This is a genomic window from Amaricoccus sp. (assembly GCF_047602525.1).
Classification (GTDB): Bacteria; Pseudomonadota; Alphaproteobacteria; order Rhodobacterales; family Rhodobacteraceae; genus Amaricoccus.
This window is the reverse complement of the sequence record NZ_JASGHB010000001.1, coordinates 445,630-471,900: the sequence shown is the minus strand read 5'-3', so window position 1 is coordinate 471,900 and position 26,271 is coordinate 445,630. Positions and strand designations below refer to the sequence as shown.

The 26,271-nt window shown below is 69.7% G+C and carries 28 protein-coding genes, 1 other RNA gene and 1 pseudogene; 12 read left to right on the top strand and 18 right to left on the bottom strand.

The window, feature by feature from the left end; translation table 11 throughout:
* Positions 1–16 precede the first annotated feature (16 nt).
* The 3 genes from QM699_RS02730 (at position 17) to cls (ending at position 3,877) form a co-directional block, all read left to right on the top strand.
* The gene (locus QM699_RS02730) at positions 17–979 is read left to right on the top strand and encodes an FUSC family protein (protein ID WP_415009695.1); all 963 of its coding nucleotides are present in this window, start codon (positions 17–19) and stop codon (positions 977–979) included.
* 87 nt (positions 980–1,066) lie between these two features.
* Positions 1,067–2,320 carry an MFS transporter gene (locus QM699_RS02725; RefSeq protein ID WP_415009694.1) on the top strand — a complete coding sequence of 418 codons (1,254 nt, stop codon included), beginning with the start codon at positions 1,067–1,069 and terminating at the stop codon, positions 2,318–2,320.
* Between the two features lie 99 nt (positions 2,321–2,419).
* The gene (cls, locus tag QM699_RS02720) at positions 2,420–3,877 is read left to right on the top strand and encodes a cardiolipin synthase (RefSeq protein WP_415009693.1); all 1,458 of its coding nucleotides are present in this window, start codon (positions 2,420–2,422) and stop codon (positions 3,875–3,877) included.
* Positions 3,878–3,988: 111 nt separating this feature from the next.
* Here cls and QM699_RS02715 read toward each other — a convergent pair whose 3' ends face one another.
* From QM699_RS02715 to rplU, 6 genes and pseudogenes are all read right to left on the bottom strand, one after another.
* Positions 3,989–5,254, bottom strand: coding sequence for a glutamate-5-semialdehyde dehydrogenase (locus QM699_RS02715; protein ID WP_415009692.1), 1,266 nt, complete (start codon positions 5,252–5,254; stop codon positions 3,989–3,991).
* 19 nt (positions 5,255–5,273) lie between these two features.
* Positions 5,274–6,416 (bottom strand): glutamate 5-kinase, encoded by a 1,143-nt coding sequence (gene proB, locus QM699_RS02710; protein ID WP_415009691.1) that lies wholly within the window; start codon positions 6,414–6,416, stop codon positions 5,274–5,276.
* Positions 6,404–7,441 (bottom strand): GTPase ObgE, encoded by a 1,038-nt coding sequence (obgE, locus tag QM699_RS02705; RefSeq protein WP_415009690.1) that lies wholly within the window; start codon positions 7,439–7,441, stop codon positions 6,404–6,406. The genes proB and obgE overlap by 13 nt, the downstream gene beginning before the upstream one ends.
* 4 nt (positions 7,442–7,445) lie before the next feature.
* Positions 7,446–8,003, bottom strand: a complete 558-nt coding sequence (locus tag QM699_RS02700; protein WP_415009689.1) for a GNAT family N-acetyltransferase — start codon at positions 8,001–8,003, stop codon at positions 7,446–7,448.
* A gap of 81 nt (positions 8,004–8,084) precedes the next feature.
* Positions 8,085–8,354 carry a 50S ribosomal protein L27 gene (gene rpmA, locus QM699_RS02695; protein ID WP_415009688.1) on the bottom strand — a complete coding sequence of 90 codons (270 nt, stop codon included), beginning with the start codon at positions 8,352–8,354 and terminating at the stop codon, positions 8,085–8,087.
* Positions 8,355–8,380: 26 nt separating this feature from the next.
* A pseudogene (rplU, locus tag QM699_RS02690) lies at positions 8,381–8,761 on the bottom strand (50S ribosomal protein L21); the annotation flags it as partial.
* 276 nt (positions 8,762–9,037) lie between these two features.
* Between rplU and ccmI the strand changes: the two are divergent.
* The 3 genes from ccmI to QM699_RS02675 are packed head-to-tail and all read left to right on the top strand — an operon-like array spanning position 9,038 to position 11,004.
* On the top strand, positions 9,038–10,285 hold the full coding sequence (gene ccmI, locus QM699_RS02685; RefSeq protein WP_415009687.1) for a c-type cytochrome biogenesis protein CcmI: 1,248 nt from the start codon (positions 9,038–9,040) through the stop codon (positions 10,283–10,285).
* A complete protein-coding gene (gene ruvX, locus QM699_RS02680) occupies positions 10,282–10,773 on the top strand; it encodes a Holliday junction resolvase RuvX (protein WP_415009686.1) in 492 nt (163 codons plus the stop codon). Before ccmI ends, ruvX begins: the two co-directional genes overlap by 4 nt.
* A gap of 27 nt (positions 10,774–10,800) precedes the next feature.
* Positions 10,801–11,004, top strand: coding sequence for a DUF1289 domain-containing protein (locus tag QM699_RS02675; protein ID WP_415012680.1), 204 nt, complete (start codon positions 10,801–10,803; stop codon positions 11,002–11,004).
* 49 nt (positions 11,005–11,053) lie between these two features.
* On the opposite strand, the gene QM699_RS02670 is transcribed toward QM699_RS02675, so the two are convergent.
* Positions 11,054–12,046, bottom strand: a complete 993-nt coding sequence (locus QM699_RS02670) for a sugar-binding protein (RefSeq protein ID WP_415009685.1) — start codon at positions 12,044–12,046, stop codon at positions 11,054–11,056.
* A gap of 229 nt (positions 12,047–12,275) precedes the next feature.
* On the opposite strand from QM699_RS02670, the gene QM699_RS02665 reads away from it, so the two are divergent.
* The gene (locus QM699_RS02665) at positions 12,276–13,016 is read left to right on the top strand and encodes an ATP-binding cassette domain-containing protein (protein WP_415009684.1); all 741 of its coding nucleotides are present in this window, start codon (positions 12,276–12,278) and stop codon (positions 13,014–13,016) included.
* Positions 13,017–13,030: 14 nt separating this feature from the next.
* Positions 13,031–14,017 carry an ABC transporter permease gene (locus QM699_RS02660; RefSeq protein WP_415009683.1) on the top strand — a complete coding sequence of 329 codons (987 nt, stop codon included), beginning with the start codon at positions 13,031–13,033 and terminating at the stop codon, positions 14,015–14,017.
* A gap of 62 nt (positions 14,018–14,079) precedes the next feature.
* Here QM699_RS02660 and radC read toward each other — a convergent pair whose 3' ends face one another.
* The 7 genes from radC to ssrA form a co-directional block, all read right to left on the bottom strand.
* Positions 14,080–14,877, bottom strand: a complete 798-nt coding sequence (gene radC / locus QM699_RS02655) for a RadC family protein (protein WP_415009682.1) — start codon at positions 14,875–14,877, stop codon at positions 14,080–14,082.
* 367 nt (positions 14,878–15,244) lie between these two features.
* Positions 15,245–15,367, bottom strand: coding sequence for a hypothetical protein (locus tag QM699_RS02650; RefSeq protein WP_415009681.1), 123 nt, complete (start codon positions 15,365–15,367; stop codon positions 15,245–15,247).
* A gap of 363 nt (positions 15,368–15,730) precedes the next feature.
* Positions 15,731–16,216, bottom strand: coding sequence for an SspB family protein (locus tag QM699_RS02645; protein ID WP_415009680.1), 486 nt, complete (start codon positions 16,214–16,216; stop codon positions 15,731–15,733).
* 133 nt (positions 16,217–16,349) lie between these two features.
* Entirely contained in the window at positions 16,350–17,000 is a 651-nt protein-coding gene (locus QM699_RS02640; protein ID WP_415009679.1) for a DUF1345 domain-containing protein, read from the bottom strand.
* Between the two features lie 96 nt (positions 17,001–17,096).
* A complete protein-coding gene (locus QM699_RS02635) occupies positions 17,097–17,285 on the bottom strand; it encodes a cytochrome b/b6 domain-containing protein (protein WP_415012679.1) in 189 nt (62 codons plus the stop codon).
* A 43-nt stretch (positions 17,286–17,328) separates the two neighbouring features.
* Positions 17,329–17,541, bottom strand: coding sequence for a PepSY domain-containing protein (locus tag QM699_RS02630; RefSeq protein WP_415012823.1), 213 nt, complete (start codon positions 17,539–17,541; stop codon positions 17,329–17,331).
* A 184-nt stretch (positions 17,542–17,725) separates the two neighbouring features.
* Positions 17,726–18,075: a transfer-messenger RNA gene (gene ssrA, locus QM699_RS02625) on the bottom strand.
* A 145-nt stretch (positions 18,076–18,220) separates the two neighbouring features.
* Here ssrA and QM699_RS02620 point away from each other — a divergent pair.
* Together QM699_RS02620 and QM699_RS02615 are read left to right on the top strand one after the other, a co-directional pair.
* Positions 18,221–20,362, top strand: coding sequence for a TonB-dependent siderophore receptor (locus QM699_RS02620; RefSeq protein ID WP_415009678.1), 2,142 nt, complete (start codon positions 18,221–18,223; stop codon positions 20,360–20,362).
* Positions 20,363–20,434: 72 nt separating this feature from the next.
* Positions 20,435–20,797, top strand: a complete 363-nt coding sequence (locus QM699_RS02615) for a cupin domain-containing protein (protein ID WP_415009677.1) — start codon at positions 20,435–20,437, stop codon at positions 20,795–20,797.
* Here QM699_RS02615 and QM699_RS02610 read toward each other — a convergent pair.
* Both QM699_RS02610 and QM699_RS02605 read right to left on the bottom strand, forming a co-directional pair.
* Positions 20,790–21,524, bottom strand: a complete 735-nt coding sequence (locus tag QM699_RS02610; RefSeq protein ID WP_415009676.1) for a DUF1194 domain-containing protein — start codon at positions 21,522–21,524, stop codon at positions 20,790–20,792. The two genes, QM699_RS02615 and QM699_RS02610, sit on opposite strands and share 8 nt — an antisense overlap.
* Entirely contained in the window at positions 21,521–21,949 is a 429-nt protein-coding gene (locus QM699_RS02605; protein WP_415009675.1) for a VOC family protein, read from the bottom strand. Before QM699_RS02605 ends, QM699_RS02610 begins: the two co-directional genes overlap by 4 nt.
* Positions 21,950–22,044: 95 nt before the next feature.
* Between QM699_RS02605 and thyX the strand changes: the two genes are divergently transcribed.
* Entirely contained in the window at positions 22,045–22,956 is a 912-nt protein-coding gene (gene thyX / locus QM699_RS02600) for an FAD-dependent thymidylate synthase (protein WP_415009674.1), read from the top strand.
* On the top strand, positions 22,953–23,945 hold the full coding sequence (locus tag QM699_RS02595) for a hypothetical protein (RefSeq protein ID WP_415009673.1): 993 nt from the start codon (positions 22,953–22,955) through the stop codon (positions 23,943–23,945). The genes thyX and QM699_RS02595 overlap by 4 nt, the downstream gene beginning before the upstream one ends.
* 573 nt (positions 23,946–24,518) lie before the next feature.
* On the opposite strand, the gene QM699_RS02590 is transcribed toward QM699_RS02595, so the two are convergent.
* Positions 24,519–25,316, bottom strand: coding sequence for a transglutaminase family protein (locus tag QM699_RS02590; protein ID WP_415009672.1), 798 nt, complete (start codon positions 25,314–25,316; stop codon positions 24,519–24,521).
* Positions 25,316–26,269: an alpha-E domain-containing protein gene (locus tag QM699_RS02585; RefSeq protein WP_415009671.1), complete on the bottom strand. Its 954-nt coding sequence runs from the start codon at positions 26,267–26,269 to the stop codon at positions 25,316–25,318. The genes QM699_RS02590 and QM699_RS02585 overlap by 1 nt, the downstream gene beginning before the upstream one ends.
* Positions 26,270–26,271: the final 2 nt, after the last annotated feature.

Here is a 26,271-nt window from a genome sequence, read left to right as displayed (position 1 = left end):
CGGCTGGCGCTGGGCGATGCGCTGGCGGCAACGGCGGCCTCGGCGGTGGCGTGGGAAGCTCTCGAAGCTGGTCTTCGGCCACCCGCGCCCGGTGTTCGCCGCCGTCACGGCCATCGTCTGCCTCGCGCCGGGGCTGCCGAACCACGGACGGCAGGCGGTCGGGGTGATCCTCGGGGTGCTGACCGGCGTGCTGGTCGGCGAGGCGGCGCTGCTCCTGCCCGACACCATTCCGACACTGCGGGTGGCGGCGGCGACGTTCGGCGCGATCATGATCGCGACCACCTACGGCCAGCCGCCGGTGGTGCCGATCCAGGCCGGCGTCTCGGCGATCCTGGTGCTCGCCATGGGGCCGGAGTACGCCGGGGCGGTGCGGCTGCTCGACGTCGCCTGCGGCACCGGCGTGGGGCTGCTGTTCAGCCAGATCCTCTTCACGCCCGATCCGGTCGACCAGCTGCGGGCCGGCGAGCGGGCGCTGCTCGCGAGCATCGGCGCTGCCTTCGAGCAGGCCGGGGCGGCACTCGCCGCGGGCGATCAGGGCCGGGCGCAATCCGCCCTGCGCCGCTTCTCCGACGCGCACGCGACGCTGGCGGGACTGGCGACGGGCATCGACAACGCCCGCGTCGCGGCGAGCTGGTCGCTGCGCGGGCGGCTCCGGCGGCGCGACCTGCGGGCGGTGGCGGAGCGGTTCGGGCGACGCTCGACCCGGGCCTATGCCGCGGCACTGCTGTTCGGATCGGCGCTCGCCACCGCGATGCAGCGCCGCCCGGGCGAGGCGCCGGCCGCGTTGGCGCCCGGCATCACCGCAGCGGTACGGCTCTGCGACCTCGACGCGGCGATGGGCGAGGCCCCTGCCCTGCCGCTCGCCGGACTGGACGACGACTGGCGCCGGGTGCTCGTCCGGCTCGACGAGGCGATGGAGGCGATCCGCGAGTTCCGCACGGCGGAGCTGCCCGACCGGAGCGGTGATCGCATTCCGTGATGGCGGGCCGCACGGATTGTGCTTTGACGCAGCGCCCGTCCGAGGCGCAGCATCGCGGGCCCTGATCTCTCGCGCGAGGCCCGCCCGATGCCTGCCACTCTCTCGCCGGGCCAGCCCCGCATCCTCACCCCACTGCTCGTCGCGAGCTGCCTGATCCTGCTCGTGGGCTTCGGCATCCGGGCGAGCTTCGGGGTGTTCCAGATCCCGATCCACGACGCGTTCGGCTGGCCGCGGGCCGACTTTTCGCTGGCGATCGCCATCCAGAACCTCGCGTGGGGCATCGGACAGCCGATCTTCGGCGCCATCGCCGAGCGCTTCGGCGACCGCAAGGCGATCGCGCTCGGCGTGCTGTTCTATGCCACCGGCCTCGTGCTGTCGGCGAACGCGGTGACGCCGGAAGGGCATCAGATGCTTGCGATCCTGATCGGCTTCGGCATCGCCGGCACCGGCTTCGGCGTGATCCTCGCCATCGTCGGCCGCGCCGCCGCGCCGGAACGCCGCTCGCTCACCCTCGGCATCGCCACCGCTGCCGGCTCGGCCGGACAGGTGGTCGGGCCGCCGTTCGCCGAGAGCCTGCTCGGCGTCATGCCGTGGAACCACGTGTTCCTGGTCTTCGCCGGCCTGATCGTCGCCGTGCTCGCGCTGTTGCCGTTCATCTCCGGGCCGTCGAGGGCGCCGGTCGCGACGACCGACGAGCGCATGGGCGCGATCGTTTCCCGGGCGGTGCGCGATCCCTCGTTCGTGCTGCTGTTCCTCGGGTTCTTCTCCTGCGGCTATCAGCTCGGCTTCATCACCGCGCACTTCCCGGCCTTCGTCACCGAGGTCTGCTCGCCGATCCCGGCGAACAGCGTGCTGGCGGCGCTCGGCATCACCACCACCTCGGCGCTCGGCGCGATGGCGATCGCGGTGATCGGCATGGCGAACATCGTCGGCACGCTGACCGCCGGCGCGCTCGGGGCGCGCTATCGCAAGAAGTACCTGCTGGCACAGATTTACCTGGCCCGCACCATCGTCGCGGCGGCCTTCATCCTCGCGCCGATGACGCCGGGCAGCGTGCTGTTGTTCTCGGCGCTGATGGGCGCGCTCTGGCTCGCGACCGTGCCGCTGACCTCGGGGATCGTCGCCGAGATCTGGGGCATCCGCTACATGGGCACGCTCTACGGCCTGATCTTCCTCAGCCACCAGATCGGCGGCTTCCTCGGCGTCTGGCTGGGCGGCCGGCTCTACGACATCTACGGCAACTACACGCTGGTCTGGTGGGTCGGCGTCGGCGTCGGCGCCTTCTCCGCCCTCGTCCACCTGCCGATCCGCGAGCGCCCGGCAAGCTTCGCCGCGGCGTGACGCGGCAGGGCAACACCCGCGGACCCGACACCGGACTTGGGGGGTTGCCGGACTGGCAAGCGCAGGTGACACTGGCCGGCCCACCTGCCGGAGAGTGCCATGGACCTGCCCCTGAACGGCTGGCTGCTCGTCGCGCTGCACGTGATGGCGCAGCTCGGCTTCATCGCGCGCGCGCTGCTCTGGCCACATCGCGAGCCGGCGGCGCGGCTGGCGTGGATCACCGTCATCATGGTCACGTCGGTCGGCGGGATGCTCGCCTACGTGCTGTTCGGCGAGCCGAACATCGGACGCCGGCGGCTGGCGCGGCTGAAGGAGGCCGACGACAAGCTGCCCCCCGCCGACGAGGTGGGACGCACCGGGCCGCTCGAGCTGCCCGAGCGGCTGGCGGTGCTGTTCCGGATCGGCACCTCGATCAGCGGCTTCGAGCCGGTGCCGGGGAACCGGGCCGAGCTGATGGCGGATTCGAACAGCGGCGTCGACCGGATGGTGGCCGACATCGACGCGGCCACGGACACCGTGCATCTGCTGTTCTACATCTGGCTGCCCGACGGCAACGGCCTGAAGGTGGCCGAAGCGCTGAAGCGGGCGGCGGCGCGCGGCGTCACCTGCCGGGCGATGGCAGACGCCCTGGGCTCGCGGATGCTCATCAACTCGGTCCACTGGGAGGCGATGCGCACCGCCGGCGTCGACGTGGCGCGCGCGCTGCCGCTGGGCTTCCTGCCGGTGCAGCCGCTGCGCGGGCGGGTCGACATGCGCAACCACCGCAAGATCGCGGTGATCGACAACCGCATCACCTACTGCGGCAGCCAGAACTGTGCGGACCCGGAGTTCCGCATCAAGCCGAAGTTTGCGCCGTGGGTCGACATCCTGCTGCGGCTCGAGGGGCCGATCGTGCAGCAGCAGCAGCGCGTGTTCGCCGCCGACTGGATGGCGCACCGGCGCGAGGACGACATCTCCGGCCTGCTGCGCGCGCCGCCGACACCGCCGCAGGCGTCGCCGGTGACGGACGGTTTCGTGGCGCAGGTGGTGGCGAGCGGGCCGACGGTGCGCTACTCGGCGATGCCGGAGATGTTCGAGGGGCTGATGTACGCCGCTCGCCGCGAGCTGGTGGTCACGACCCCCTACTACGTGCCGGACGAGCCGATCCAGGCGGCGCTCTGCGCCAGCGCCCGGCGCGGCGTGGCGACGACGATCGTGTTCCCGAGGCGCAACGACAGCTGGATCGTGGCGGCGGCGAGCCGGAGCTACTACGAGGAGCTGCTCGACGCCGGGGTCTCGATCCACGAGTACGTCGGCGGCCTGCTGCACGCCAAGACCCTGACCGTGGACGGCGACGTGACGCTGATCGGGTCGGCCAACATCGACCGGCGCAGCTTCGACCTCAACTTCGAGAACAACATCCTGATCGCCGACGCCGACGTCACCCGCGCGGTGCGGCAGCGGCAGGAGGTCTATCTCCGGTCGTCGCGCCCGGTGAACGCCGACGTGGTGGCGGAATGGGGCACGCGCCACCGCATCTGGAACAACGCGGTGGCGATGTTCGGCCCGGTGCTGTGACCGGCCGCCCGCGGCAGGGCGACCCTGGGACAGGTTGCGCCGGCGGACGCCTCCGGCGGGGGTACTTTCAGCAAGAGGAAGGCACCGGCGACGGCGCCTGCCCGCGCGCCCTCAAGCGCGCACGGTGCCGTCGCCCTCGACGAGGTACTTGAAGCTCGTCAGCTGCTCGGCGCCGACGGGGCCGCGGGCGTGGAGCTTGCCGGTGGCGATGCCGATCTCCGCGCCCATGCCGAACTCGCCGCCGTCGGCGAACTGCGTCGAGGCGTTGCGGATCAGGATCGCGCTGTCGAGCCGCTGGAAGAAGCGTGCGGCCGTCGCGTCGTCCTCGGTCAGGATGCAGTCGGTGTGGTGCGAGCCGTAGCGGCGGATGTGCGCGATGGCGCCGTCCACCCCGTCGACGAGCTTTGCCGCGATGATCGCGTCGAGGTACTCGCGGCCCCAGTCCTCCGGGCCGGCGGGCACGACGCCGGGCAGCGCCTGCAGCGTGTCGTCGCCGCGCACCTCGACGCCGGCGGCGATCAGGTCGGCGATGAACGGGGCGCCCTCGGCCTCGAAGAACGCCCGGTCGATCAGCAGGCACTCGGCGGCCCCGCAGATGCCGGTGCGCCGGGTCTTGGCGTTGAGGATCACGCGGCGGGCCTTGGCGAGGTCGGCGGCGCGGTCGACGTAGACGTGGACGATGCCCTCGAGGTGGGCGAAGACCGGCACGCGCGCCTCGGACTGCACGCGGGCAACGAGGCTCTTGCCGCCGCGGGGCACGATCACGTCGATGAGCCCGGTCATCGTCAGCATCTCGCCCACCGCGGCGCGGTCGGTGGTGGGGACGAGCTGGATCGCCGCCTCGGGCAGGCCGGCGGCGCGCAGCCCGGCGACGAGGCCCGCGTGGATCACGGCCGACGAGCGCAGGCTCTCGGAGCCGCCGCGCAGGATCGCGGCATTGCCGGCCTTGAGGCAGAGGCCGCCGGCATCGGCGGTGACGTTGGGCCGGCTCTCGAAGATCACGCCGATCACGCCGATGGGCGTGCGCACGCGGCGGATGTGCAGGCCGGTGGGGCGGTCCCACTCGGCGATCACCGCGCCGACCGGATCGGGCTGGCCGGCGATGGCGTCGAGCCCGTCGATCATGCCCTGCACCCGGCCCTCGTCGAGCTTCAGCCGGTCGAGCATTGCGCCGGTGACGCCCTTCGTCACGGCCGCGGCCATGTCCTCGGCATTGGCGGCGAGGAGTGCGGCGCGGTCGGACCAGATCGCCCGTGCCGCGGCGCGCAGGGCGGCGTCCTTCTGCTCCGACGGGGCGAACGCCAGCTCCGCCGCGGCGTCCCGCGCCGCCTCGCCGATCCCCCGCATCAGGGTCGCGATGTCGAGCCTCACGTCCATCTCCCGTCTCCTCCCTGCCCTAGAGCGCCAGGTCGTCGCGGTGGACCAGCGCGGCGCGGCCGATGTAGCCGAGGATCGCCTCGATCTCGTCGCTGCGGTGGCCGATGATCCGCCGCGCGTCCGCCGCATCGTAGCCCGCGAGGCCCTTCGCGACCACCGCGCCGTCGGGGCCGACCACCGACACCGGGTCGCCACGCGAGAAGTCGCCCTCGACCGCCACGACACCGGCGGGAAGCAGCGACTTGCCACGCCCGAGGGCGGCGATTGCGCCGGCATCGACCCTGAGCTTGCCGCGCGGCTTCATGCCCGAGATCCAGCGCTTTCGCGCCACGTGCGGATCGCCGTCGGGCTCGAACCAGGTGCAGGGCGCGCCCTCGCGCAGCGCCTTCAGCGGACGCGACACCGCGCCGAAGGTGATCGCCATGGCGCAGCCGGCCCGGGTCGCGGCGCGCGCGGCGATGAGCTTGGTCTTCATCCCGCCCTTGGAGAGCGCCGAGCCGGTGCCGCCGGCCATCGCCTCGATTTCGGGCGTGATCGCCGCGACCACCTCGAGCCGGCGGGCGGAGGCGTCCTCGCGCGGGTTGGCGGTATAGAGCCCGTCGACGTCGGAGAGCAGCACCAGCACATCGGCGCCGGCCATGCTCGCGACCTGCGCGCCGAGCCGGTCGTTGTCGCCATAGCGGATCTCGTCGGTCGCCACCGTGTCGTTCTCGTTGACGATCGGCACCACCCCGAGGTCGAGCAGCGTGCCGAGGGTGCGGCGGGAGTTGAGATAGCGCCGGCGGTTCTCGCTGTCCTCGAGCGTCACCAGCACCTGCGCGGTGGTGATGCCGTGCGGCGCCAGCACCGTCTCGTAGGCGCGCGCAAGGCGGATCTGGCCGACGGCCGCGGCCGCCTGGCTCTGCTCCAGCGCCAGCTCGCGCGGCGGCAGGCCGAGGACGCGGCGGCCGAGCGCGATCGAACCGGAAGAGACGAGCACCACCTGCTTGCCCTCGGCCCGCAGCGCCGCCACGTCGGCCGCGAGCTCCTCGAGCCAGCCGACGCGCAGCAGCCCGGTTTCGGCATTGACGAGCAGCGCCGACCCGATCTTCACCACGATGCGCCGGGCCGCGCCGATGCGCACGGCGGACTCGTTGGCGAGCGTGGCGCTCAGGGCCGCCATGCGCCGACCTCGTGGCCCGCGGCGGCGGCCTCCGCGCGGGCCGCGTCGATCTCGGCGCGGATGGCGCGCAGCATGTCCTGCACACCCTTGCCGGTGGCGCCGGACAGGCGATGGACCGGCAGGCCGGACACCTCGGCGAGCGTCGCCTCGGCCGCGTCGGCCGCCTCGGCGGACAGCGCGTCGATCTTGTTGAGGCCGAGCAGGCGCGGCTTCTCCGCCAGTCCCTCGCCGTAGGCTTCAAGCTCGCCGAGTATCACCTCGTAGTCCTCGGCCAGCGTCTCGGACGTGCCGTCGACGAGATGCACCAGCACGGCGCAACGCTCGACGTGGCCGAGGAACGTATCGCCGAGGCCCCTGCCCTCGCTCGCGCCCTCGATCAGGCCGGGGATGTCGGCGAGCACGAACTCCGCCGCGTCGACCGACACCACGCCGAGGCCGGGGTGCAGGGTGGTGAAGGGATAGTCCGCCACCTTGGGCCGGGCGTTCGTCGTCGCCGCAAGGAAGGTTGACTTGCCGGCGTTCGGCAGGCCGACGAGACCCGCGTCGGCGATGAGCTTCAGCCGCAGCCAGAGCGTGCGCTCCACGCCCTCCTGCCCGGGATTGGCGTTTCTCGGCGCCTGGTTCGTCGAGGTCTTGAAGTGCAGGTTGCCCCACCCGCCGTTGCCGCCGCGGGCGAGCAGCACCCGCTCGCCCACCCGCGTCAGGTCGGCGACCAGCGTCTCGCCGTCGTCATCGAGGATCTCGGTGCCCACGGGCACCTTCAGCACCACGTCGTCAGCCGACTTGCCGGTGCGCTGCGCGCCCATGCCCTGCTGGCCGTTCTTCGCGAAGAAGTGCTGCTGGTAGCGGTAGTCGATCAGCGTGTTCAGCCCCTCGACCGCCTCGGCCCAGACGTCGCCGCCCTTGCCGCCGTCGCCGCCGTCTGGCCCGCCGAACTCCACGAACTTCTCGCGGCGAAAGCTGACGCAGCCGCGGCCGCCGGCCCCGGAGCGGATCTCGACACGGGCATGGTCGAGGAACTTCATCGCGTCACCCGAGCCTGTGGCGGTAGCGGAAGGTCGGCACCATCGCCTTGCGCGCGAGCCCGTGCACCTCGCCCTCGCCCTGATACTCGAATCCGGCGCGGGTCAGCACCTTGACCGAGGCGGTGTTGTCCTGGATCACCTCCGCGATCAGCCCGTGCCACCCGGTCGCCCGGGCCCAGCGCACCACGGCCTCGACCGCCTCGCTGGCATAGCCGGTGCCCCAGAACGCCGGGGAGACCCAGTAGTTGATCTCCGCCTCGTCGCCCTCGCGCCGCGTCAGGCGCACGATGCCGATCAGGCCGTTCTCCTCGTCGCTGCCGGCGTCGATCGCCCAGACGATTTCCCGCGCGGCGGGCGACATCGCCCGCTCGACGAACGCCTCCGCCTGGCCCGGCGGATAGGGATGCGGGATCGTCGCGGTCATCCACGCCACGCGCCGGTCGCTGGCGTGCAGGCCGATCAGCGCGGCATCGCGCCGCCGCAGCGGGCGCAGGCGCAGCCGCGGCGTGGTGATCTCGGAAGGGCCGAGCGCGGCCCGCGGGGGGGTCCGGGTATCGGACATCGGAAAAGCCTCGATGCGAAGCGAAAGAGGCCGGCGCTGCCGCCGGCCTCTTCGACAAGTCGTTGCCGAATGGCGAGCGGGTTACTCCGCAGCCTCGGCCCGCGGGAGCACCGAAATGAAGGTGCGGCCCTTGTAGCCGGTGGCGAAGGTCACGTTGCCGGTCTCGGTGGCAAAGATGGTGTGGTCGCGGCCCATGCCGACGCCCGCGCCCGGCCACCACTTGGTGCCACGCTGGCGGACCAGGATGTTGCCCGGGATGACCGCCTCGCCGCCGAACTTCTTCACGCCGAGCCGCCGGCCCTTGCTGTCGCGGCCGTTGCGGGACGAGCCGCCTGCCTTCTTGTGTGCCATCTCTCAGGTCCTCCTCAAGCCGGCTCGGCCACGGCGTTGACCGGGGCTGCGGCCTCGGCCGGAACGTCGGCCTTCGCCTGGGCAGCCTTGGCGCCGCCGGCGGAAATGTCGGTGATGCGCACCCGCGTCAGGTACTGGCGATGGCCGCGCTTGCGCTGCGACGAGTGCTTGCGGCGGCGCTTCTTGAAGGACACGACCTTCTCGCCGCGGAACTGCTCCAGCACCTCGGCGGTGACGACCGCACCGGCGATCAGCGGCGCGCCGACCTGCACCGCGTCGCCGCCGAGCATCAGCACCTCGGAAAACTCCACGGTCGCGCCGGCGTCCGCCGCCAGCTTCTCGACCGTCAGGATCTGGTTGGGGGCAACGCGATACTGCTTGCCCCCCGTCTTGACTACCGCGAACATCCGCGTTCTTCCTTCTCTCGGTCCCGCGTCCTGCGGCCCCGGGGGACGCCCCGGCGTTTCGCGGAGCCCCTCGCTCCGCGCCTCGAACAGCGCGCTCTGGTTCGTGAGCATCATTTCCCGCGCACGAGAATCTCCGCGCGGGAGCCGGGTATATCGCCAAGTCGCGCGGCACTGTCAAGCCCGCCCCGACCCGCGCGCGGGTGGTGCAGCGGTCGGCGCATTGTGCCGGCCGGGGCGAGAAGCTAGGGTCCGCGCCGGCATCGGAGAGGTCTGGCAGTGGCGCAGGAGTGGCTGTTCTGGGGGATGGCGGCGGCGGGGCTCGTGCTCGCGCTCGGCGTCGTTCTCACGCCGCTCTGGCGGGGTGCCACACGCGGCGGGCGGGGCGAGCGGCGCGCGAGCTACGACCTTCAGGTGCACCGCGACCAGCTGCGCGAGGTGGAGGCCGATCTCGCCCGCGGCGTGCTGACGCCGGCCGAGGCGGAGGCGAGCCGCGTCGAGATCTCGCGCCGGTTGATCGCGGCGGCCGATGCCGAGGCGATCGAGGCCGGGGCCGCGACGGCTCCGCGGCGGGTGACGCGGGTGGCGCTGCCGCTGCTCGCGATCGGCCTCGCCGGGGCGGCGCTCGGACTCTACCGCTGGCTCGGGGTGCCCGGGCTGCCCGACCAGCCGCTTGCCGAGCGCACCGCCGAGGCCGCGGTCGCGCGGGCCAACCGGCCGAGCCAGAGCGCGGCCGAGGCGATGGCGCCGGCCGCCCCTGCCACCCCGGGGCCGGGTCCGGCCGACGCGGCGCTGATCGACAAGCTCGAGGCGGTGCTGAAGGACCGGCCCGACGACCTGCAGGGCCACCGGCTGCTCGCGCGCAGCCTCGGCTCGCTCGGGCGCTGGCGCGAGGCGCGGGTGGCGCAGGAGCGCGTGGTGGCGCTGCTCGGCGACGCGGCGACGGCCGACGATCTGGTCGACCTCGCCGAGGCGCAGGTGCTGGCCGCGAACGGCTACGTCTCGCCCGAGGCCGAGGCGGTGCTGGGCCGGGCGCTGACCCTCGCGCCGCAGAACCCGGTGGCGCGCTACTACTCCGGTCTCGCGCTGCTCGAGGCCGGCCGCGCCGATCTCGCCTACCCGCTCTGGTTGCGGCTGGCCGAGGAAGGGCCGGCGGATGCGCCGTGGATGACGCCGACCCGCGCCGGGCTCGCCGAGGCGGCGCGGCAGCTCGGCATGCCGGACCCGGCGCCCGCCACGAGCGGGCCCAGCGCCGACGACCTGAAGGCCGCCGGGGACCTGCCGCCCGAGGCGCGGCAGTCGATGGTCGAGGGGATGGTGGCGCGGCTCTCCGATCGTCTGGCGAGCGAAGGCGGGCCGCCGGCGGACTGGGCGCAGCTCGTGCGCTCGCTCGCCGTGCTCGGCCGGCGCGACGAGGCGACGGCGGTGGTGGCCGAGGCGCGGCAGACGTTTGCCACCGATGCGGCGGGCCTCGCGCTGATCGACGCGGCGGCAGGCGAGGCCGGGCTGCCGGCGGCGGCGCCATGAGCGGCCGGGTTCTCGCCGATGCGGCCGAGTTTGCCGCGGCACTCGCGCCCGGGCGGGCCCTGATCGGGCTCGACCTCGGGACGAAGACGATCGGCGTCGCGGTGTCGGACACGGCGCGGCGGGTCGCGAGCCCGCTCGAGACGGTGCGGCGCACCCGCTTCGGCGCCGACGCGGCGGCGCTCGTCGCCATCGCCGGGGCGCGGGCGATCGGCGGCGTGGTGCTCGGCCTGCCGCGCAACATGGACGGCAGCGAAGGCCCGCGGGCGCAGTCGACCCGCGCCTTCGCGCGCAACCTGACCGGCGTCCTGCCGCTGCCGGTGACATTCTGGGACGAGCGGCTCTCCACCGTCGCGGCCGAGCGGGCGCTGCTCGAGGCCGACGCCTCGCGCCGGCGCCGGGCCGAGGTGATCGACCACGTGGCGGCCGGATTCATCCTGCAGGGGTTGCTGGACCGGCTGGCGTGGATCGAGCGCGAGACGCGCGGATGAGCGACGAGATCTCGGCGCCGCGACGCGATCGAGAGCCCGTGCATCAAGGTCTGCGTCATCCACCCGGACACGCGGCTCTGCGTCGGCTGCCATCGGTCGATCGACGAGATCGCCGCGTGGTCGACCCTGCCGCCGGACGCGCGTCGGGCGATCATGGACGATCTGCCCTCCCGCGCCGAGCGGACGCGGCCGGGCCGCCGGGGCGGCGCGGCCGGACGCCGGCAGGAGTAGGCGCGGGATCCGAGGCCGGCGACGGCCGGCTTCGACCCCGCGCCGCGCCTCACATCTGGATACAGGTGTCGGCGTTGTCCTTGGTGCACTCGTCGAGGCCGGTGAACACCGGATCCTCGACCTTCTCGCCCTTGATGAGCTGGATCATCACCGCCGGCGCCTTGTAGCCCATCTCGAACGGCCGCTGGCCGACGAGCGCGGTCACGAGGCCCTCCTTGGCGATCGCCACCTCGTCGCCGATGGTGTCGGCCGCGCCGATGACGAACTCACCCGACGCGATCTTGTCGGCAAGCGGCTTGAACAGGTCGCGATACGGCTGCGGCGCGCCGAACAGCGGCCAGCCGCCCATGATGCCGAAGGCGTCGAGATCGGGATTGGCGGCGAGGATGTCGGTCATCGCCTGCACGCCGCGGGCGCCGTCGTCGTTGGTGAAGACCGGGCAGCCCGCCACCTCGGTCCAGCCGCCCTCGCCCGCGAGCGCCTTCAGGCCCTCCTTGCCGGTCAGCGCGTCGCGCATGCCCTGCGCCCGGCGCAGGATGTTGTCGGCCGCGGCGTTGCCCTCGATCGTGCAGATCTTGCCGCCCTGCGGCTTCTTCTCCTTGATGTACTCGCCGATGCGGTAGCCCATCTTGTAGTTGTCGGTGCCGAGATAGGTCTTGCGGAGACCCGCGTCTTCCGCCGACAGATCGGCATCGAGGGTCATCACCGGGATCGTCGGGTTCGCCGAGCGAATCGTCTGGGCGATCAGCGGCGCGTTCGAGGGCGAGATGGCGATCGCCGCGGTGGTCGGCTTCGACAGCATGTCCTGCACGATCTGCGCCTCACCGGCCTCGTCGGAGGTGGAGGCGGGTCCGGTGTAGAAGCACTCGAACTCGGCGTTCGGGTTTTCCTTGTTCCACTTCTCGCAACCCTGGTGGATCGCCTCGAAGAACGGGTTGTCGAGGCCCTTCACCACGATCACGACTTGCTTGTCGGCCGACAGCGCCGGGCCGGCACAGATGGCAATCGCCGCGCCGGCGGCGAGCATGAAAGTCTTCCGCACGTTGTCCTCCCAGGAACCTGGAACGCCTCTTCGCGGGCACTCCTCCCCACAGCTAAGCGCCGTTTCCCGGTTCAGTCAACGATTGTTGTCGTTAATCATAATACGCCGTACAATTGACGCCGGGTTCCCGCATGAGATATCCGGGAGTCTCGGGTGCTTCGGCCACAAGAAGCCGTGAAAGCTGCCGTTCCAGCGCGGACGGGGCGGCACCCTCAGGGGAGGATTGCGGTTGGCCGTACTCGAGCTCACCGATGTTTCCAAGAATTTCGGCGCGATCCAGGCGGTCAGCGGCGTGTCGCTCTCGATCGAGCGGGGCGAGGCGGTCGGCCTGATGGGCGACAACGGCGCCGGAAAGTCGACGCTGGTCAAGATGATCGCAGGCAACTTCCTGCCCTCATCCGGCACGATGAAGATCGACGGGCGCGAGGTGGTGCTCCACAAGCCCGTGGAGGCCCGGCGCAACGGCATCGAGATCGTCCACCAGGATCTGGCGCTCTGCGACAACCTGACGGCGGCGGCGAACGTCTTCCTCGGGCGCGAGCGGCGACGGCGGGTCGGGCCGGTCAGCGTGCTCGACCACGGGGCGATGGCGAAGCGCGCCGGAGAGCTGTTCAAGGAGCTGAAGTCCGAGACGCGGCCGCGCGATCTCATCCGGCAGATGTCGGGCGGACAGCGGCAGGCGGTGGCGATCGCGCGCACCATGCTCGCCGACGCGAAGCTGGTGCTGATGGACGAGCCGACGGCGGCGATCAGCGTGCGGCAGGTGGCCGAGGTCCTGAACCACATCAACCACCTGAAGGCGCAGGGGATCGCCGTCGTGCTCATCAGCCACCGCATGCCCGACGTCTTCGAGGTGACGGACCGGATCATCGTGCTGCGCCGGGGGCGCAAGGTCGCCGACAAGCGCACGGCGGACAGCTCGCCGGAAGAGATCACCGGGCTCATCACCGGCGCCATCGAGACCGTCTGAGGGAGAACTGAAGAATGGCCGTTTCCCTCGACGAGGCGATCGCCCACAAGGAACACACCGTTTTCTCGAAGATGCTGTCGAGCCAGACCTTCTGGGTGCTGCTCGCCGTGGTCGCCGCCTGCGTGTTCCTGTCGTTCGCGACGGACAGCTTCGCGACCTCGAAGAACCTCTACAACATCACCCGGAACGTGACGTTCACCGCGATCATCGCGCTCGGCATGACGCTCGTCATCATCACCGGCGGGATCGACCTGTCGGTCGGATCGGTGCTCTGTCTCTGCTCGATGGTCGTCGCGGTGACGATGCACGCGGGGTACAACATCTACATCGGCATCGGGGCATCGCTGCTGGTGGCGGTGGCGGTGGGGCTCTTCAACGGCATCCTGATCGCCTACTTCGGGTTTCCGCCCTTCGTGGTGACGCTGGGCATGCTCTCCATCGCCCGAAGCCTCGCGATGGTGCTCTCGAACAACACGGTGGTGTTCCAGTTCGGGCCGGACCACCAGAAGCTGCTGGCGCTCGGGGGCGGGTCGATGTTCGGGATCGCCAACCCGGTGATCTACATGGTGGTCCTGGCGCTCGTGACCGGCTTCGTGCTGCGCTGGACCCGGTTCGGCCGGTACATCTACGCGATCGGCGGCAACGAGAAGGCGGCGCGGCTGACCGGCGTGCCGGTGGAGCGGATCAAGGTCGCGGTCTACGTCCTCTCGGCGCTCTCCGCCGGCGTGGCGGGCATCATCCAGACCGGCTGGCTCGGGGCGGTGACGACGAACCTCGGCACGGGGATGGAGCTGCAGGTCATCGCCGCGGCGGTGATCGGCGGGGCGAACCTCGAGGGCGGCGTCGGCACGGCCTTCGGGGCGCTGGTCGGCGCGGCGCTGATCGAGATCATCCGCAATTCGCTCGGGCTGCTCGGGATCAACGCGTTCTGGCAGGGCACGTTCATCGGCGGGTTCATCATCGTCGCCGTGGCGTTCGACCGGGTGCGGCAGCGGCGCTGAGCGCCGCTCCCGAGGTCCGGGCTCCGGCGGGAGACCGGGTCCGGGTCCCGCCCGCCTCGGCGTCAGATCAGGCCGTGGCTGCGGAAGGACAGCTCCTCGCCCTTGCCGACGATGACATGATCGTGGAGCACGACGCCGATCGCCTCGCAGGCGATCTCGATCTGGCGCGTCATCGAGATGTCGGCCTGGCTCGGCGTCGGGTCGCCCGAGGGATGGTTGTGGACGAGGATCAGCGCCGAGGCGTTCAGCTCCAGCGCCCGCTTCGCCACCTCGCGCGGATAGACCGGCACATGGTCGACGGTGCCCTTGGCCTGCGGCTCGTCGGCGATCAGCACGTTCTTGCGGTCGAGGAACAGGATGCGGAACTGCTCGGTGTCGCGGTAGGCCATGACCGTGCGGCAGTAGGCGAGCAGCTCGTCCCACGAGGCGAGGGCGCACTTCTGGATCACCTTCGCCCGGGCCATGCGGTGGGCGATGGCCTCGACGATGCGGAGCTGCAGCCAGACCCGGGGCGTCGTCCCCGCGACCTGCAACAGGCGGTGCTCCGATGCCGCGACCACGCCGTTCAGGTCGCCGAAGGTGGCCAGCAGGGTCTTCGCCAGCGGCTTCACGTCGATGCGGTCGATGGCGTTGAAGAGCACCAGCTCCAGCAGCTCGTACTCCGGCATCGCGGCATGGCCACCGCTGAGGAAACGTTGGCGCAGGCGCTCGCGGTGGCCCCAGTAGTGCGGCCGGGGCGGCGGCGCCTGCTCGGCGGGCAACCGGCCATAGATGTCGGGCGGCGGCAGGCGCAGCTCCATGTCGTAGAGGCCGCGCATCGCCTCCTCGGAAAACCCGCTCGGCTCGCCGTTGTCACCCATGGTCACCTCCCGTGATCGTGGGACGCTCGGGGAAAGCGGTTAAGCTGCGATGAATCAAACGGCGGCGCCGCACGCGTCCTCGCTGGCAGCCGCGACCGCCCGCGCAAGGCAACGTCTTGTGTAGACACAAAAAATCCGCCACGGCGCGAGGCCGTGGCGGAAGTGGCAGTGCGAATCCCGGATCAGGCGGACAGGCAGCATCCGCATGGTCGCACCGCAGGCAGGCAGTCAGTCAGGCGGTCGCTTGGTTGGACGAACCCGCCGTCTGGAGGGATAGAGCGTCACAGAAAACGTGAACTCAAACACAATCCCGAACTGTGCGGGAAACCAGTCTGCAAGTGTGGCAGAGGCGCCGCAGTGTGACCCGTCAGACAAGGGGCGGCAGGAACAGCCCCGCGAGAATCGTGAGGCACAGCGCGGCAAGGCCAAGGCCATCGCGCAGCAGGGTCTCCGGATCGGCATGGAGAATACGTCGGGCAGCGTCGCGCATCTTATGTCCTCCTTATGTTCCGTTTTGTTCGGTTAATGTTCTCATATTCTTCTCCCCGAGTCAAGCGGGGGCGCAATGCCCGATGGTCCGCGGCATCGGGACGGACAGGTCACTCAAGCATCGAGACGGGCTGACTGCCCATCTTGGACGATCTCACAGAGAGGCTTGAGCCCGGCTCGCGCCGACCGGGGTCATCGCTTCGGGAGGGCGTGCGGTCGTGGCGGCGCCGGTGCAAGGGGGCTTGCCGCCCCCTCCTGGCCTTTGGCCAGTTCACCCCCGCGAGTATTTTCAGCAAGAGGAAGGCGAAAGGCTTGGGAGTTGCGAGCCGAAGGGCTTCGCGCGCTCACCGCGCCGATGCGGGTGTCAGTGCTTGCGCCACTTGTCGAGGCTGACCACCTGGCCGTCGTCGCCGCCCTTCGACTCGTCCGGCTTGGCCTCGGGCGCATCCGGCGCGGCGGCCTTGTCCGACTCGTCCTCGGCCTCCTCCCCCTCCTCCTCGTGCGCGTCGAAGCGGAGGCCGAATTCCACGCTCGGGTCGACGAAGGTCTTGATCGCCTCGAACGGCACCACGAGCGCCTCGGGCACGTTGCCGAAGCTCAGGGTCACCGAGAAGCGGTCCTTCATCACCGCCAGATCCTGAAACCACTCCTGCAGGACGATCGTCATTTCCTTGGGATAACGCGCCCGCAGCGAGGGATTCATGTCGACGCCAGGATGCGTGGTGTCGAACTTGATGAAGAAATGATGCGCCCCGGGCAGCCCTTCGCGAGCAACTTGGGAAAGCACGTCCGCCATCAGCTGGCGCAGCGCCTTGTGCATCAGCTTGCCGTAATTGATGCTCTTCGCCATCGTCACCCGAACCCTTCCGGGCATCGACCTTAGACGATTTGGCGGCGGTGAAAAGGGGGCCCGCGCAGGCACCGTCCCGGACACTGGGTCGAGCGTGGGCACAGGTTCCGGCTCACGCCTCGGGCGCCGGCTCTCAGCCACCAGCCGCGTTCACCGCCAGCGCGACGATGCCGGTGTAGTAGAAGAACGACAGCACGCCATGCGCGAGCACGGAGCGGCGGATCCGGGCCGAGCTGACCGCCACGTCCGACACCTGCGCGGTCATTCCGATCACGAACGAGAAGTAGAGAAAATCCCAGGGGCCGGGCTCGAAGCCCCCGTCGGCTTGATCCGGACCGTCCGCCTCGCTGCCGGGAAACTCCAGCCCGCGCGCGTAGCCGGCGCCGCGCGGCGCGTAGTACATGTTGGCATAGTGAAACGCGACGATGGTGTGCACCGTCATCCAGCCGAGCGGAATCGCCGCGATGGCGAGTGCGGTCTCGCCGCGGGCGGCGTCCGTCGCGTTGAGCAGGAACGCAACCGCGCCGAGGCTCGCGAGCACGGCAGCGCCGGCAACCGCAAGAATGATCGGCAGCCCCTCGTCCGCCGAGGCCGCCGATCGCTTCAGGTGCGCGTCGCTCGCCCGCACCACGAAAGCGAAGGAGAGCACGATGTAGCAGAGGAAGAACACGTTGCCCGCCACCAGGAAGCGCGCTTCCCAGCGCGCCACTCCCGCGGCGAGAAGGAACGCGGCCGCGCCCAGCGCCAGCGCAAGATAGAACCGTCCGTGCCGCCTGATGTTCATCCTGCCTCCGCCGGCTTTGCGCCCCACCTGTAGCGCGGCCGACCGGCCGACTTGAAGGGCGAAGCGGCGGAGGCGCGCTCGCCCGTCCGGGTCGCCTCACGCCCCAGTGCGGTGCTTGCGTCCGGTTATCATCGCGCCGATCAGGTTCTCCCGGTGACGCCAGCTCTCGAACACGACGCCGGCGAGATGACCGGCGACAAGCGCGAGGATCAGCTGGGCAAGCGCCTCGTGCACGGCGTCGAGCACGCTCGAGCCCCAGAAGGCATCCGTCTCGTCTGCAGCCAGCCCGTGACGGCCGTGGCGGCAATGGTGGCGAGCAGCGCCACGATCATCGCACCGCCGGCCGGATTGTGGCCGAGATCGCGGGGCGCGCTGCCGCGGGCGAGCCCGCGGAGGTGAAGAAGAACTCGACCCGCTTGCCGTCGGCGTCCTTGCCGTAGACCTCGTAGCAGCCGTCCTCGGTCTTGGGAACGTCGCACCGCTCGGCGGCAACGGCGGGCAGGCTGCCGAGCAGCAGCGCGGTGGCAAGCAGGAGGCGCATGGGAGGCCTCATCTTGGGCTGTGGTATCCGCGGGCTCCTTCGCAAGGCGACCTTGCGCTGCGCTCACGACTGCATGCCCCGTCGGCCGTCACCGCAAGCGACGGCTCCGGGACGACGCCACGCCGAGACCTGCGACGCGCAGTCGCCGTTGACGCGCACTCACGGGGCAGGAAATGGGGAATGAAGTGCAGGCTTCTGTTGCCAGGTGCCTGCGAACCCCGCCTGAACCGGCTAAGGCCCAGGGCTTGAGATCGGTTTAGATCACCGCATTACGCGGCGAGCGCCACCGGAGCATGGTTGTCGTTGGCAACTATGCGATTTGAGCCGATAACGGTGGCATCCTGCCGAGTAAAAGCTAACGCCTTTAGACGTCCGTCGATCCTGTTTCGGCCCCATGGTCCCCAACGAGGAGTCTGGTGGAGCCGCCGGGTACCGCCCCCGGGTCCGATCCGCTTATTCTGCGCGCGTTTATCACCATAGTCCGGTTGCCCGGACGCCCCTCATATAGAGCGTCCCGCCGTCGGCGAAAAGGGGCTCGTTCGCGGACGGTCAACGGCTGTCGGGCGACGGTGGCTTGACCTCGTCCGATGACGTTTCTAGACGGAAAGGGATTTCACGATATCGCGAGCCAGCCGCCCACCCGCGTCCAGCCAGCATCCACAGCCGGGGGACGGGGATCATGGGACGAAACTGGTGGACGGCGGCCCTGTGCGCGCTGGTGGCAGGCATGGCCGGTGGGGCGCGCGCTCAGGACGCGGCGGCTGACACCGCTGGCGAGGCAGCGGGCGCGGCGCTGGCCCTGCCCACGCTCACCGTCGAGGGCACTGCCGCAACAGGGTTCTACGGCCAGACCTTTGCCGGGACCGCGGCCGGCGTGCTGAAGTCCGACGCGCCGATCGCCGAGACGCCGCGCTCGGTCAGCGTCGTCACCCAGCAGCAGATGCAGGACCGCGACGTGCGCTCTGTCGCCGACGCGCTGCAGTACACGCCGGGCGTCACGGCGAACGGCGGCAACGACAACCGCGGCGACTGGGTGCAGATCCGCGGCTTTGATCCGCGGGTCTACCTCGACGGGATGCAGTCGTTCTTCGGCTACTACAACAACGTCCGCCCCGAGCCCTTCCTGCTCAGCTCGATCGAGGTGCTGAAGGGCCCGTCGGCGCTGCAGTTCGGCAACGGCCCGGTCGGCGGCATCGTCAACGAGACCTCGAAGCTGCCCGACCCGAGCGCGCCGAACATCGTCGAGCTGACCTTCGGCACGCAGAACCTGTTCCAGGCGGGCATCGACTACAACGGCGCGAGCGCGGACGGAAAGCTGCTCTACCGGCTGGTCGGCATGGGGCGCACCGCCGACGGCTATGTGAACTTCTCGAACGACGACGCGCAGGCGTTCGCGCCTTCGGTGACGTGGGCGCCGACCGGGGACACCAGCCTGACGCTGCTCGCCACCTACCAGAAGAACGACACCAGCCCCTACATCCAGTTCCTGTCGCCCTACGGCACGCTTTACTCCGCGGAAGATTTCGGCAACGGCGACTTCCTGCCCGGCGACGTCTTCGTCGGCGAGCCGGAGTTCAACCATTTCAATGGCCAGCGGAAATCCGTGTCGCTGTTCGGCGAGCACAGGTTCGACGAAATCTTCGGCATGGCCGGCTCGCTGCGCTACACCGAGAGCAAGCTCGACTATGCCGAGCTGTGGTGGGCCTACGACAACTTCGAGACCGGGCGCTACAACACCGACGGCACGATCAACCGCTCGGGCGAACGCGCCTACAACGACTCCCGGTCGCTGATCGGCGACCTGCACGGCACCGCCGACTTCGATCTCGCCGGCGCCAGCCACTCCGTGCTGTTCGGCGCCGCCTTCACCAGCGCCAGCCACGACTGGGACTCATACGACGCCTTCATCACCGACACGCTCGACCCGTTCAATCCGGTGTACGACGGCGCCGGCAGCATCACCCTCGGGCCGTTCATCGACCGTCCGACCGTCGACTTCACACAGCGCTCGCTCTACGCGCAGGACCAGATGGTCTTTGCCGGGCGCCTGCACGTCGACCTCGGCCTGCGCTACGACTGGCTCGAGACCACGGCGGAAGCCTGGGAATCCGCCGACAGCCAGGTGCTGAAGGATCACAAGCCGTCCTTCAGCGCGGGCGTGCTCTACGCCTTCGACAACGGCCTCGCGCCCTATGTCAGCTATTCGGAGTCGCTGTTCCAGGAAGCCTATGGCACGAACGCGCAGGGCAACGCCTTCGAGCCGACGCGCGGCACGCAGTACGAGGCCGGCGTCAAGTACCAGCCGCCGGGGACGAGCACGCTCTTCACCGCCGCGGCCTTCGAGATCACCAAGTCGAACCTGCTCGAATCCGACCCACTGAACCCGAACTTCTCGGTCCAGACCGGCGAGGCGACGTCGCGCGGCGTCGAGCTCGGGGCGCAGGGCACGTGGCAGGGGCTGACGTTCGATCTCGCGTATACCCACCTCAACACCGAAGGGGCCGACGGCGCCACGCTGGCCGGCGTGCCCGACGACGCCGCCTCGGCCTGGCTGCAGTACACCTTCGCCGGCGCGCTCGACGGCCTCGAGGCCGGGGCGGGCATCCGCTACGTCGGCTCGACCCTCGACGCCGGGTCCGGCGTGACGACACCGAGCGTCACGCTCTACGACGCGATGCTCGCCTACAGCTGGGAGGGCTACCGAATATCGGTCGTCGGCCGCAACCTCGCGGACAAGACCTATACGGTGAACTGCAACGCCTACAATTGCTACTATGGCGATCCGCGGACCGTGGCCGTGAGTCTCACCGCCGCATTCTGACGGCCGCATTCTGACGGCTGGCGCCCACCGGCCTCGCCCGCTACCCTTCGGCGGGCGAGGAGACCCGTGACCATGCCCCTGCCCCATGTCCATCGACTGACCCGCGACGGCGCGCCCGAGCCTGCCGACGCAGCCCCGGAACGCGTGCTCTCCGGCTCCGGCATCTCGCTGGCGTGGAACGCCTTCTCCGATCCGTCCGGCCGCTTCCATACCGGGATCTGGCATGCCGAGCCCGGCGTCCGCGCCGTCGACTACGCCGAGACCGAGCTGTGCGTCATCCTCGAGGGCCGCGTGCGGCTGGCATCTGACGAGGGCAGCGCCGAGTTCGGTCCCGGCGAGGCGTTCGTCATCGCCCCGGGGTTTCGCGGCAGCTGGGAATGCCTCGGCAGCGTCACGAAGATCTACGCGATCCTCGAGCCCGGCGCCGCTACCTGACCGCCGGCCTGACCGCTGTCGGCGGGCCCGCTTCGCTCATCTGCATCACCCCGAGTTCGCGCAGCAGCTTGCGCCGCATCGCCCGCTCGAAGTCGGCGTAGTCGGTCGCCACTTCCACGAAGGCGCCCGGCCCCTGCACCACGTACTCCTGATAGTACCGCCCGAGCACGCGGACGTCCGAGCCGATGACGAGGCCGTTGATGGTGATCGGCTGGAACACCTCGGGCGCCTCGCGGCGCACCACGTCCGGCGCCGCACCGTCGTTGTTCGTGCCGTCGCCCGCCACGTCGAGCTTGCGCTCGGCGCACGCCGGTTGCTGCGCCAGCTGCTGCGCGCCGAAGAGCAGCCCCATGCCGAGCGCCGTCGGGTACTGCTCGAAGCTGCGGCCCTGGGCCGCGAGCCCGGACGCGACCGCCGTCAGGTCGGCGAGCCCTGCGATCGTCACCCAGTCCTGCCGCACCACCTGCTGATGCCAGCCGCTCCACTCGTAGACGAGCAGGCGCACCGGCTGCGCCGGGTCGGCGAGAAACGCCTCCGCGACCTCCGGCGCCAGCAGCGCGGCCGCCAGCCCCTCGGTCTGCAGGCGGTACTCGCGGGCATCGACCGACGACGAGACGTCGAGGGCGAGCGCCAGCGCCAGCCGGCAGTCGCCGGCCCGCGCATCGCCGGCCGCCGCCGACGCAATGGCCGCGGCGGCCAGCAGCGCCGGAGCGCGCCCGCGCCTCACCAGGTTCCGGTGCTGGGCATGCTGGCCCAGGGCTCCCGCGGCGGCAGGCTGCCGCCGGCCTGCAGCAGTTCCACCGACACGTTGTCGGGGCTGCGCACGAACGCCATGTGCCCGTCGCGCGGCGGCCGGTTGATCGTCACGCCCGCGGCCTGCAGCGCCTCGCACATCGCATAGATGTCGTCGACCTCATAGGCGAGATGGCCGAAATGCCGGCTGTCGGAGGGCAGCCCCTCGTCGCCGTCCCAGTTGAAGGTCAGTTCCACCGGCGTCTCCGACTGACCCTCCGGCGCCATGAACACCAGCGTGAAGCGGCCCTTGTCGTTCTCGACCCGCCGCGTCTCCTTCAACCCCAGCAGCCCGTAGAACCGCATCGAGGCATCGAGGTCCTTCACCCGCACCATGGTATGCAGATAGCGCGTCTTCATGTTGTATCCTCCGATGCCTCTTATGCTAGATATGGTTTCCAGCCGATTCCCGGGTGGCCGATTCCCGGGTGAACGCCGACACCGAGGTTAACCAAATGCCGACCATCGAGGAACAGAAGCCCGTGACGCTGCCGCCGCTGGCGGAGACCCGCCGCGCCACCGTGCCCGCGATGGAGGCCCGCCTGGGCGCGCCGATCCCCGTGCTCGACCATGGCTTCATCCGCATCGTCGACTACATGGGCGACGATGCCGCCATCGTGCAGGCCGCCCGCGTCAGCTATGGCGCCGGGACGAAGACGGCGCGCGACGACGCCGGCCTCATCCGCTACCTGATGCGCCACTGGCACTCGACGCCGTTCGAGATGTGCGAGCTGAAGCTGCACGTGAAGCTGCCGGTCTTCGTCGCCCGCCAGTGGATCCGCCACCGCACCGCCAACGTGAACGAGTACTCCGCCCGCTACTCGATCCTCGACCGCGAGTTCTACATCCCCGCCCCCGAGCACCTCGCCGCGCAGTCGACGGTGAACAACCAGGGCCGCGGCGAGACCCTGACCGGCGACGAAGCCGCCCGCGTGCTCGGCTATCTCCGCGACGACTCGATGCGCGCCTACGACCACTACGAGGCGATGCTGTCGCAGGCCCAGCCTGACGGAACCCCCCAGCAGGGCCTCGCCCGCGAACTCGCCCGGATGAACCTGCCGGCAAACATCTACACGCAATGGTACTGGAAGGTGGACCTCCACAACCTCCTGCACTTCCTGCGCCTGCGCGCCGACCCCCACGCCCAGTACGAAATCCGCGCCTACGCCGAGGCGCTGTGCGAGGTGGTGAAGGACTGGGTGCCGGCGGCCTGGGACGCCTTCGAGGACTACCGCCTCAACGCGGTGACGTTCTCCGGCAAGGGCATGGAGGCGCTCCGCCGGATGCTGAAGGGCGAGACGGTGTCGCGGGAGGATGTGGGGATGAGTGCGGGGGAGTGGCGGGAGTTTGAGGGGGTGTGGAGGTGAGCACCCGCATTCCTACGGTAGATGTAGCACCTCCTTCTGTCTCGGCGGCTAAGATATTTTGCTGCGACGACGAAGGAGTGATCTCCACGGCCACTGGATTCCTATACTCTCTCGGCGTCGAGGAAATCACTAACCCCAGCTCAAAAATACCCATGCATTCAATTTATGGATACAATCCCAATCGAAGCATGACGTATTTAATTACGAATTGGCACGTTGTTTCGGGAAGGCATTTCCTTTCTAAGGAATATTTAAACGAATCTCGGCGTATTCCCATTTATTTACAGGTAATACTCCAGCATGATTTTCCAAAGGAAGTTTTAGATTTTCTAATAGATATAACACCCGGCCATGAAGATAGAAGATGCGATATAGAAGAGATCTACAATTCAGGCAAATCTCTGCATGGCCCCTTTGGAGTGAGATGTGACATTTACAACAAAGAGCGAGATGCGCCACTTTGGCTTGAGCACTGTAAGCTCAATTCAAAGTGCGACGTTGTTGCCATTCCATTCGAGGTTCCTTCGGCAGCTAGCCATCGCATCGCGTACGCGAATGGCTCTTCCCCCATCGAGAATCTTCTTGCCGGCTCACCTGCATTCATTGTTGGGTTTCCCCATGGTCTATCGGCCGGTCACTGGCTACCCATATGGAAATCCGGGTACGTAGCCTCCGAACCTAACTTCGACATATCAATCGGAACACAACCTCATATAGATTTTGGAGAGATCGGCGGAATAAACCTTCCAGCTTTTTTCATAGACTCCTTAACGCGCGGAGGAATGTCTGGGTCTCCGGTATTTGTAGCAAATAACAACGAATCCACTTCCTCTAGAAGGTACCATTTTGTTGGGGCATATAGTGGGAGGATCGAAGGGCGGGAGAATGAGGCCGCTCTGGGAATTTGCTGGAAAAGAAACACGATAAGAGAAATTGTTTCGGGAAATAAACTTGGAAATCATCCGCATGTGAACTTCCTACCACACTAGGGATCGATGGCAGCTAGGGTGGGCATCCAGCCCACCCTCCTATAGCCTCCGCTTTGACCTCACCCGAACGGATTGCGCACCGCCAGCGCCACGCGGTCCTGCATGTCCTCCGACAAGAGCCGGCGAGCAGGCCATCACCTGCCGCTCAGACGGTGCGCGACACGGAAGAAAACCGCCAGCCACCCGCCGCTCGCCACGCTGACGCCAGACGGATTTGTCCGTCGACAAATCCGTCCGCGACTGCCCCTGCGGGGGGCAGGCGCGTTGCCGCGCCAGCCGGGACAGCCGCGGCCGGATTGGCGCGCTTCCGCAGAAATCTTCACCCCTGACGGCCTCCGCGCGGTCCCCGCGCTCCCCGCCGTTGGCGCGGCGAACGCAGTGCGTTCGCTTGTCGCGCCAATGCCGCGCGCGCGAGCGCGCTTGGTCGCTGGCGCCCCTTGGCGGACGTCGGGGTTGTGCCGTCGTGCAGCAGAGGGCCAACGCGTTCCGGTCTCACCAGTCATTGCAACGCCGATTGGTTGATTTCACCCGTGAAATCCCCGCCCTGCCTCCAGCGTTGACTTTCCCCGGCCGCTACTGCTGCGCCACCACCACCGTCACGTCGAGCGCCTCGGCGCCGCCGCCCCGCGAGATACCGCGGATCGGGGCGGCCTCGCGGGCGTCGCGGCCGGAGCCGAGGCGGATGTAGCGCTCGTCCGGGCAGCAGCGGTTGGCCGGGTCGAAGCCGATCCAGCCGAGGTCGGCCACGTGCAGCTCGGCCCAGGCGTGCGACGCCTCGGCGCCGTCGTCGGTGAAGAGGTAGCCGGTGACGTAGCGCGCCGGCAGGTCGGCGGCGATCGCCACCGCGATCAGCGCGTGGGCGTGGTCCTGGCAGACGCCCTTGCCGAGATCCAGCGCCTCCGCGGCCGTGGTCTGCGCCGAGGTCGCGCCGGGGGTGTAGGCGATGGCGTCGCCCACCGCGGCCGCGAGGCGGTGCGCGCGGTCGAGCGGGCCCCCGGCGCCGCGGAGCGCGAGGTCGCGCAGGCCGAGGATCGCCCGGGTCGGCTGCGTCGCCTGGGTGCCCTCGAGGTAGACGAGCGGCGAGACGATCTCGCGGTGGCCGCGCAGGATGCCGTCGCCGCGCCCGGTCTCGACCGTGCCCTCGACGACGACGGTAATGCGCTCGACCGGCCCCTGCAGGGTCATCGTGGTGATCCGGTCGCCGGCGCCGTCGGTGAAGCTCGCGCCGAAGGTCGCGCCCTCGGCGGAGACGGTCCAGTCGAGCACCTTCTGGCTGGCGTTCGGAGCCGGCGTCAGGCGGTGGCTCTGCGTGACGAAGCGCATCGGCGCCTCGAACTGGTAGAGCGTGCTGTGGCGGACGGAGAGGCGCATCACTGGATCCCGAAGAGGTAGCCGTCCGCCACGTCCTGGCCGAGCGCGGCGTTCTGGTGGATGAAGCGCGAGAGGAACTCGTGCAGCCCCTCCTCGATCACGTCCTCGACCTGCGCCTCGGCAAGCTCGCCCAGCATCACGTGCAGGCGGTCGTGGGCGATGGTGCGGCTGCCGTAGGCGGAGGCGAGCCGGCCGAGGTGGGTCGAGATCTGCTCCTGGCAGTGCAGCAGCGACCGCGGGAAGGCGCCGTTCAGGATCAGGAAGTGGGCGATCTTGCGCGGCGTGTACTCGCCCCGATACGACCAGTGGAAGGCGCGGTAGGCCGACAGCGCGCGGAGCAGCGTCGACCACTGGTAGGTATCGACCGCGCCGCCGACCATCGAGGTGGTGGGCAGCAGCACGTAATACTTCACGTCGAGCAGCCGCGCGGTGTTGTCGCCCCGCTCGAGGTAGTAGCCGAGGTTGAGAAAGTCGAAGCCGTCGTTCTGCAGGTGGGTGCCCTCGCTCGCCCCGCGCAGCAGGGCGCCCTGGCGCTTGGTCCAGTCGCAGAGCTGCGGCAGCAGGGCCTCCGACCGCGGCCGGCGCTCGATCTCCTTCAGCTCGAGATACGCGCCGTTGAGCGCATCCCACATCTCGGAGGTGAGCGCCGTCCTGACCGCCCGGCCGTTCTGCCGCGCGGTCTCGATGCAGGAGACGACGGAGGACGGGTTCTCGCGGTCGAAGAACAGCCACGTCTCGACGTCGCGCTGGCGGAAGTCCTCGCCGAACTTCGCCTCGAAGCCCTCGGACGAGCCCGCCGCGGCGACGAGCGAGGCCCATTCGTTGCGGTAGCCCTCGCCGGCCGAGGGCATCAGCGCCATGCGATAGCCCACCTCGAGCAGGCGGGCCATGGTGTCGGCGCGCTCCATGTAGCGGGCGAGCCAGTAGAGGTTTTCTGCGGTGCGGCTGAGCATGT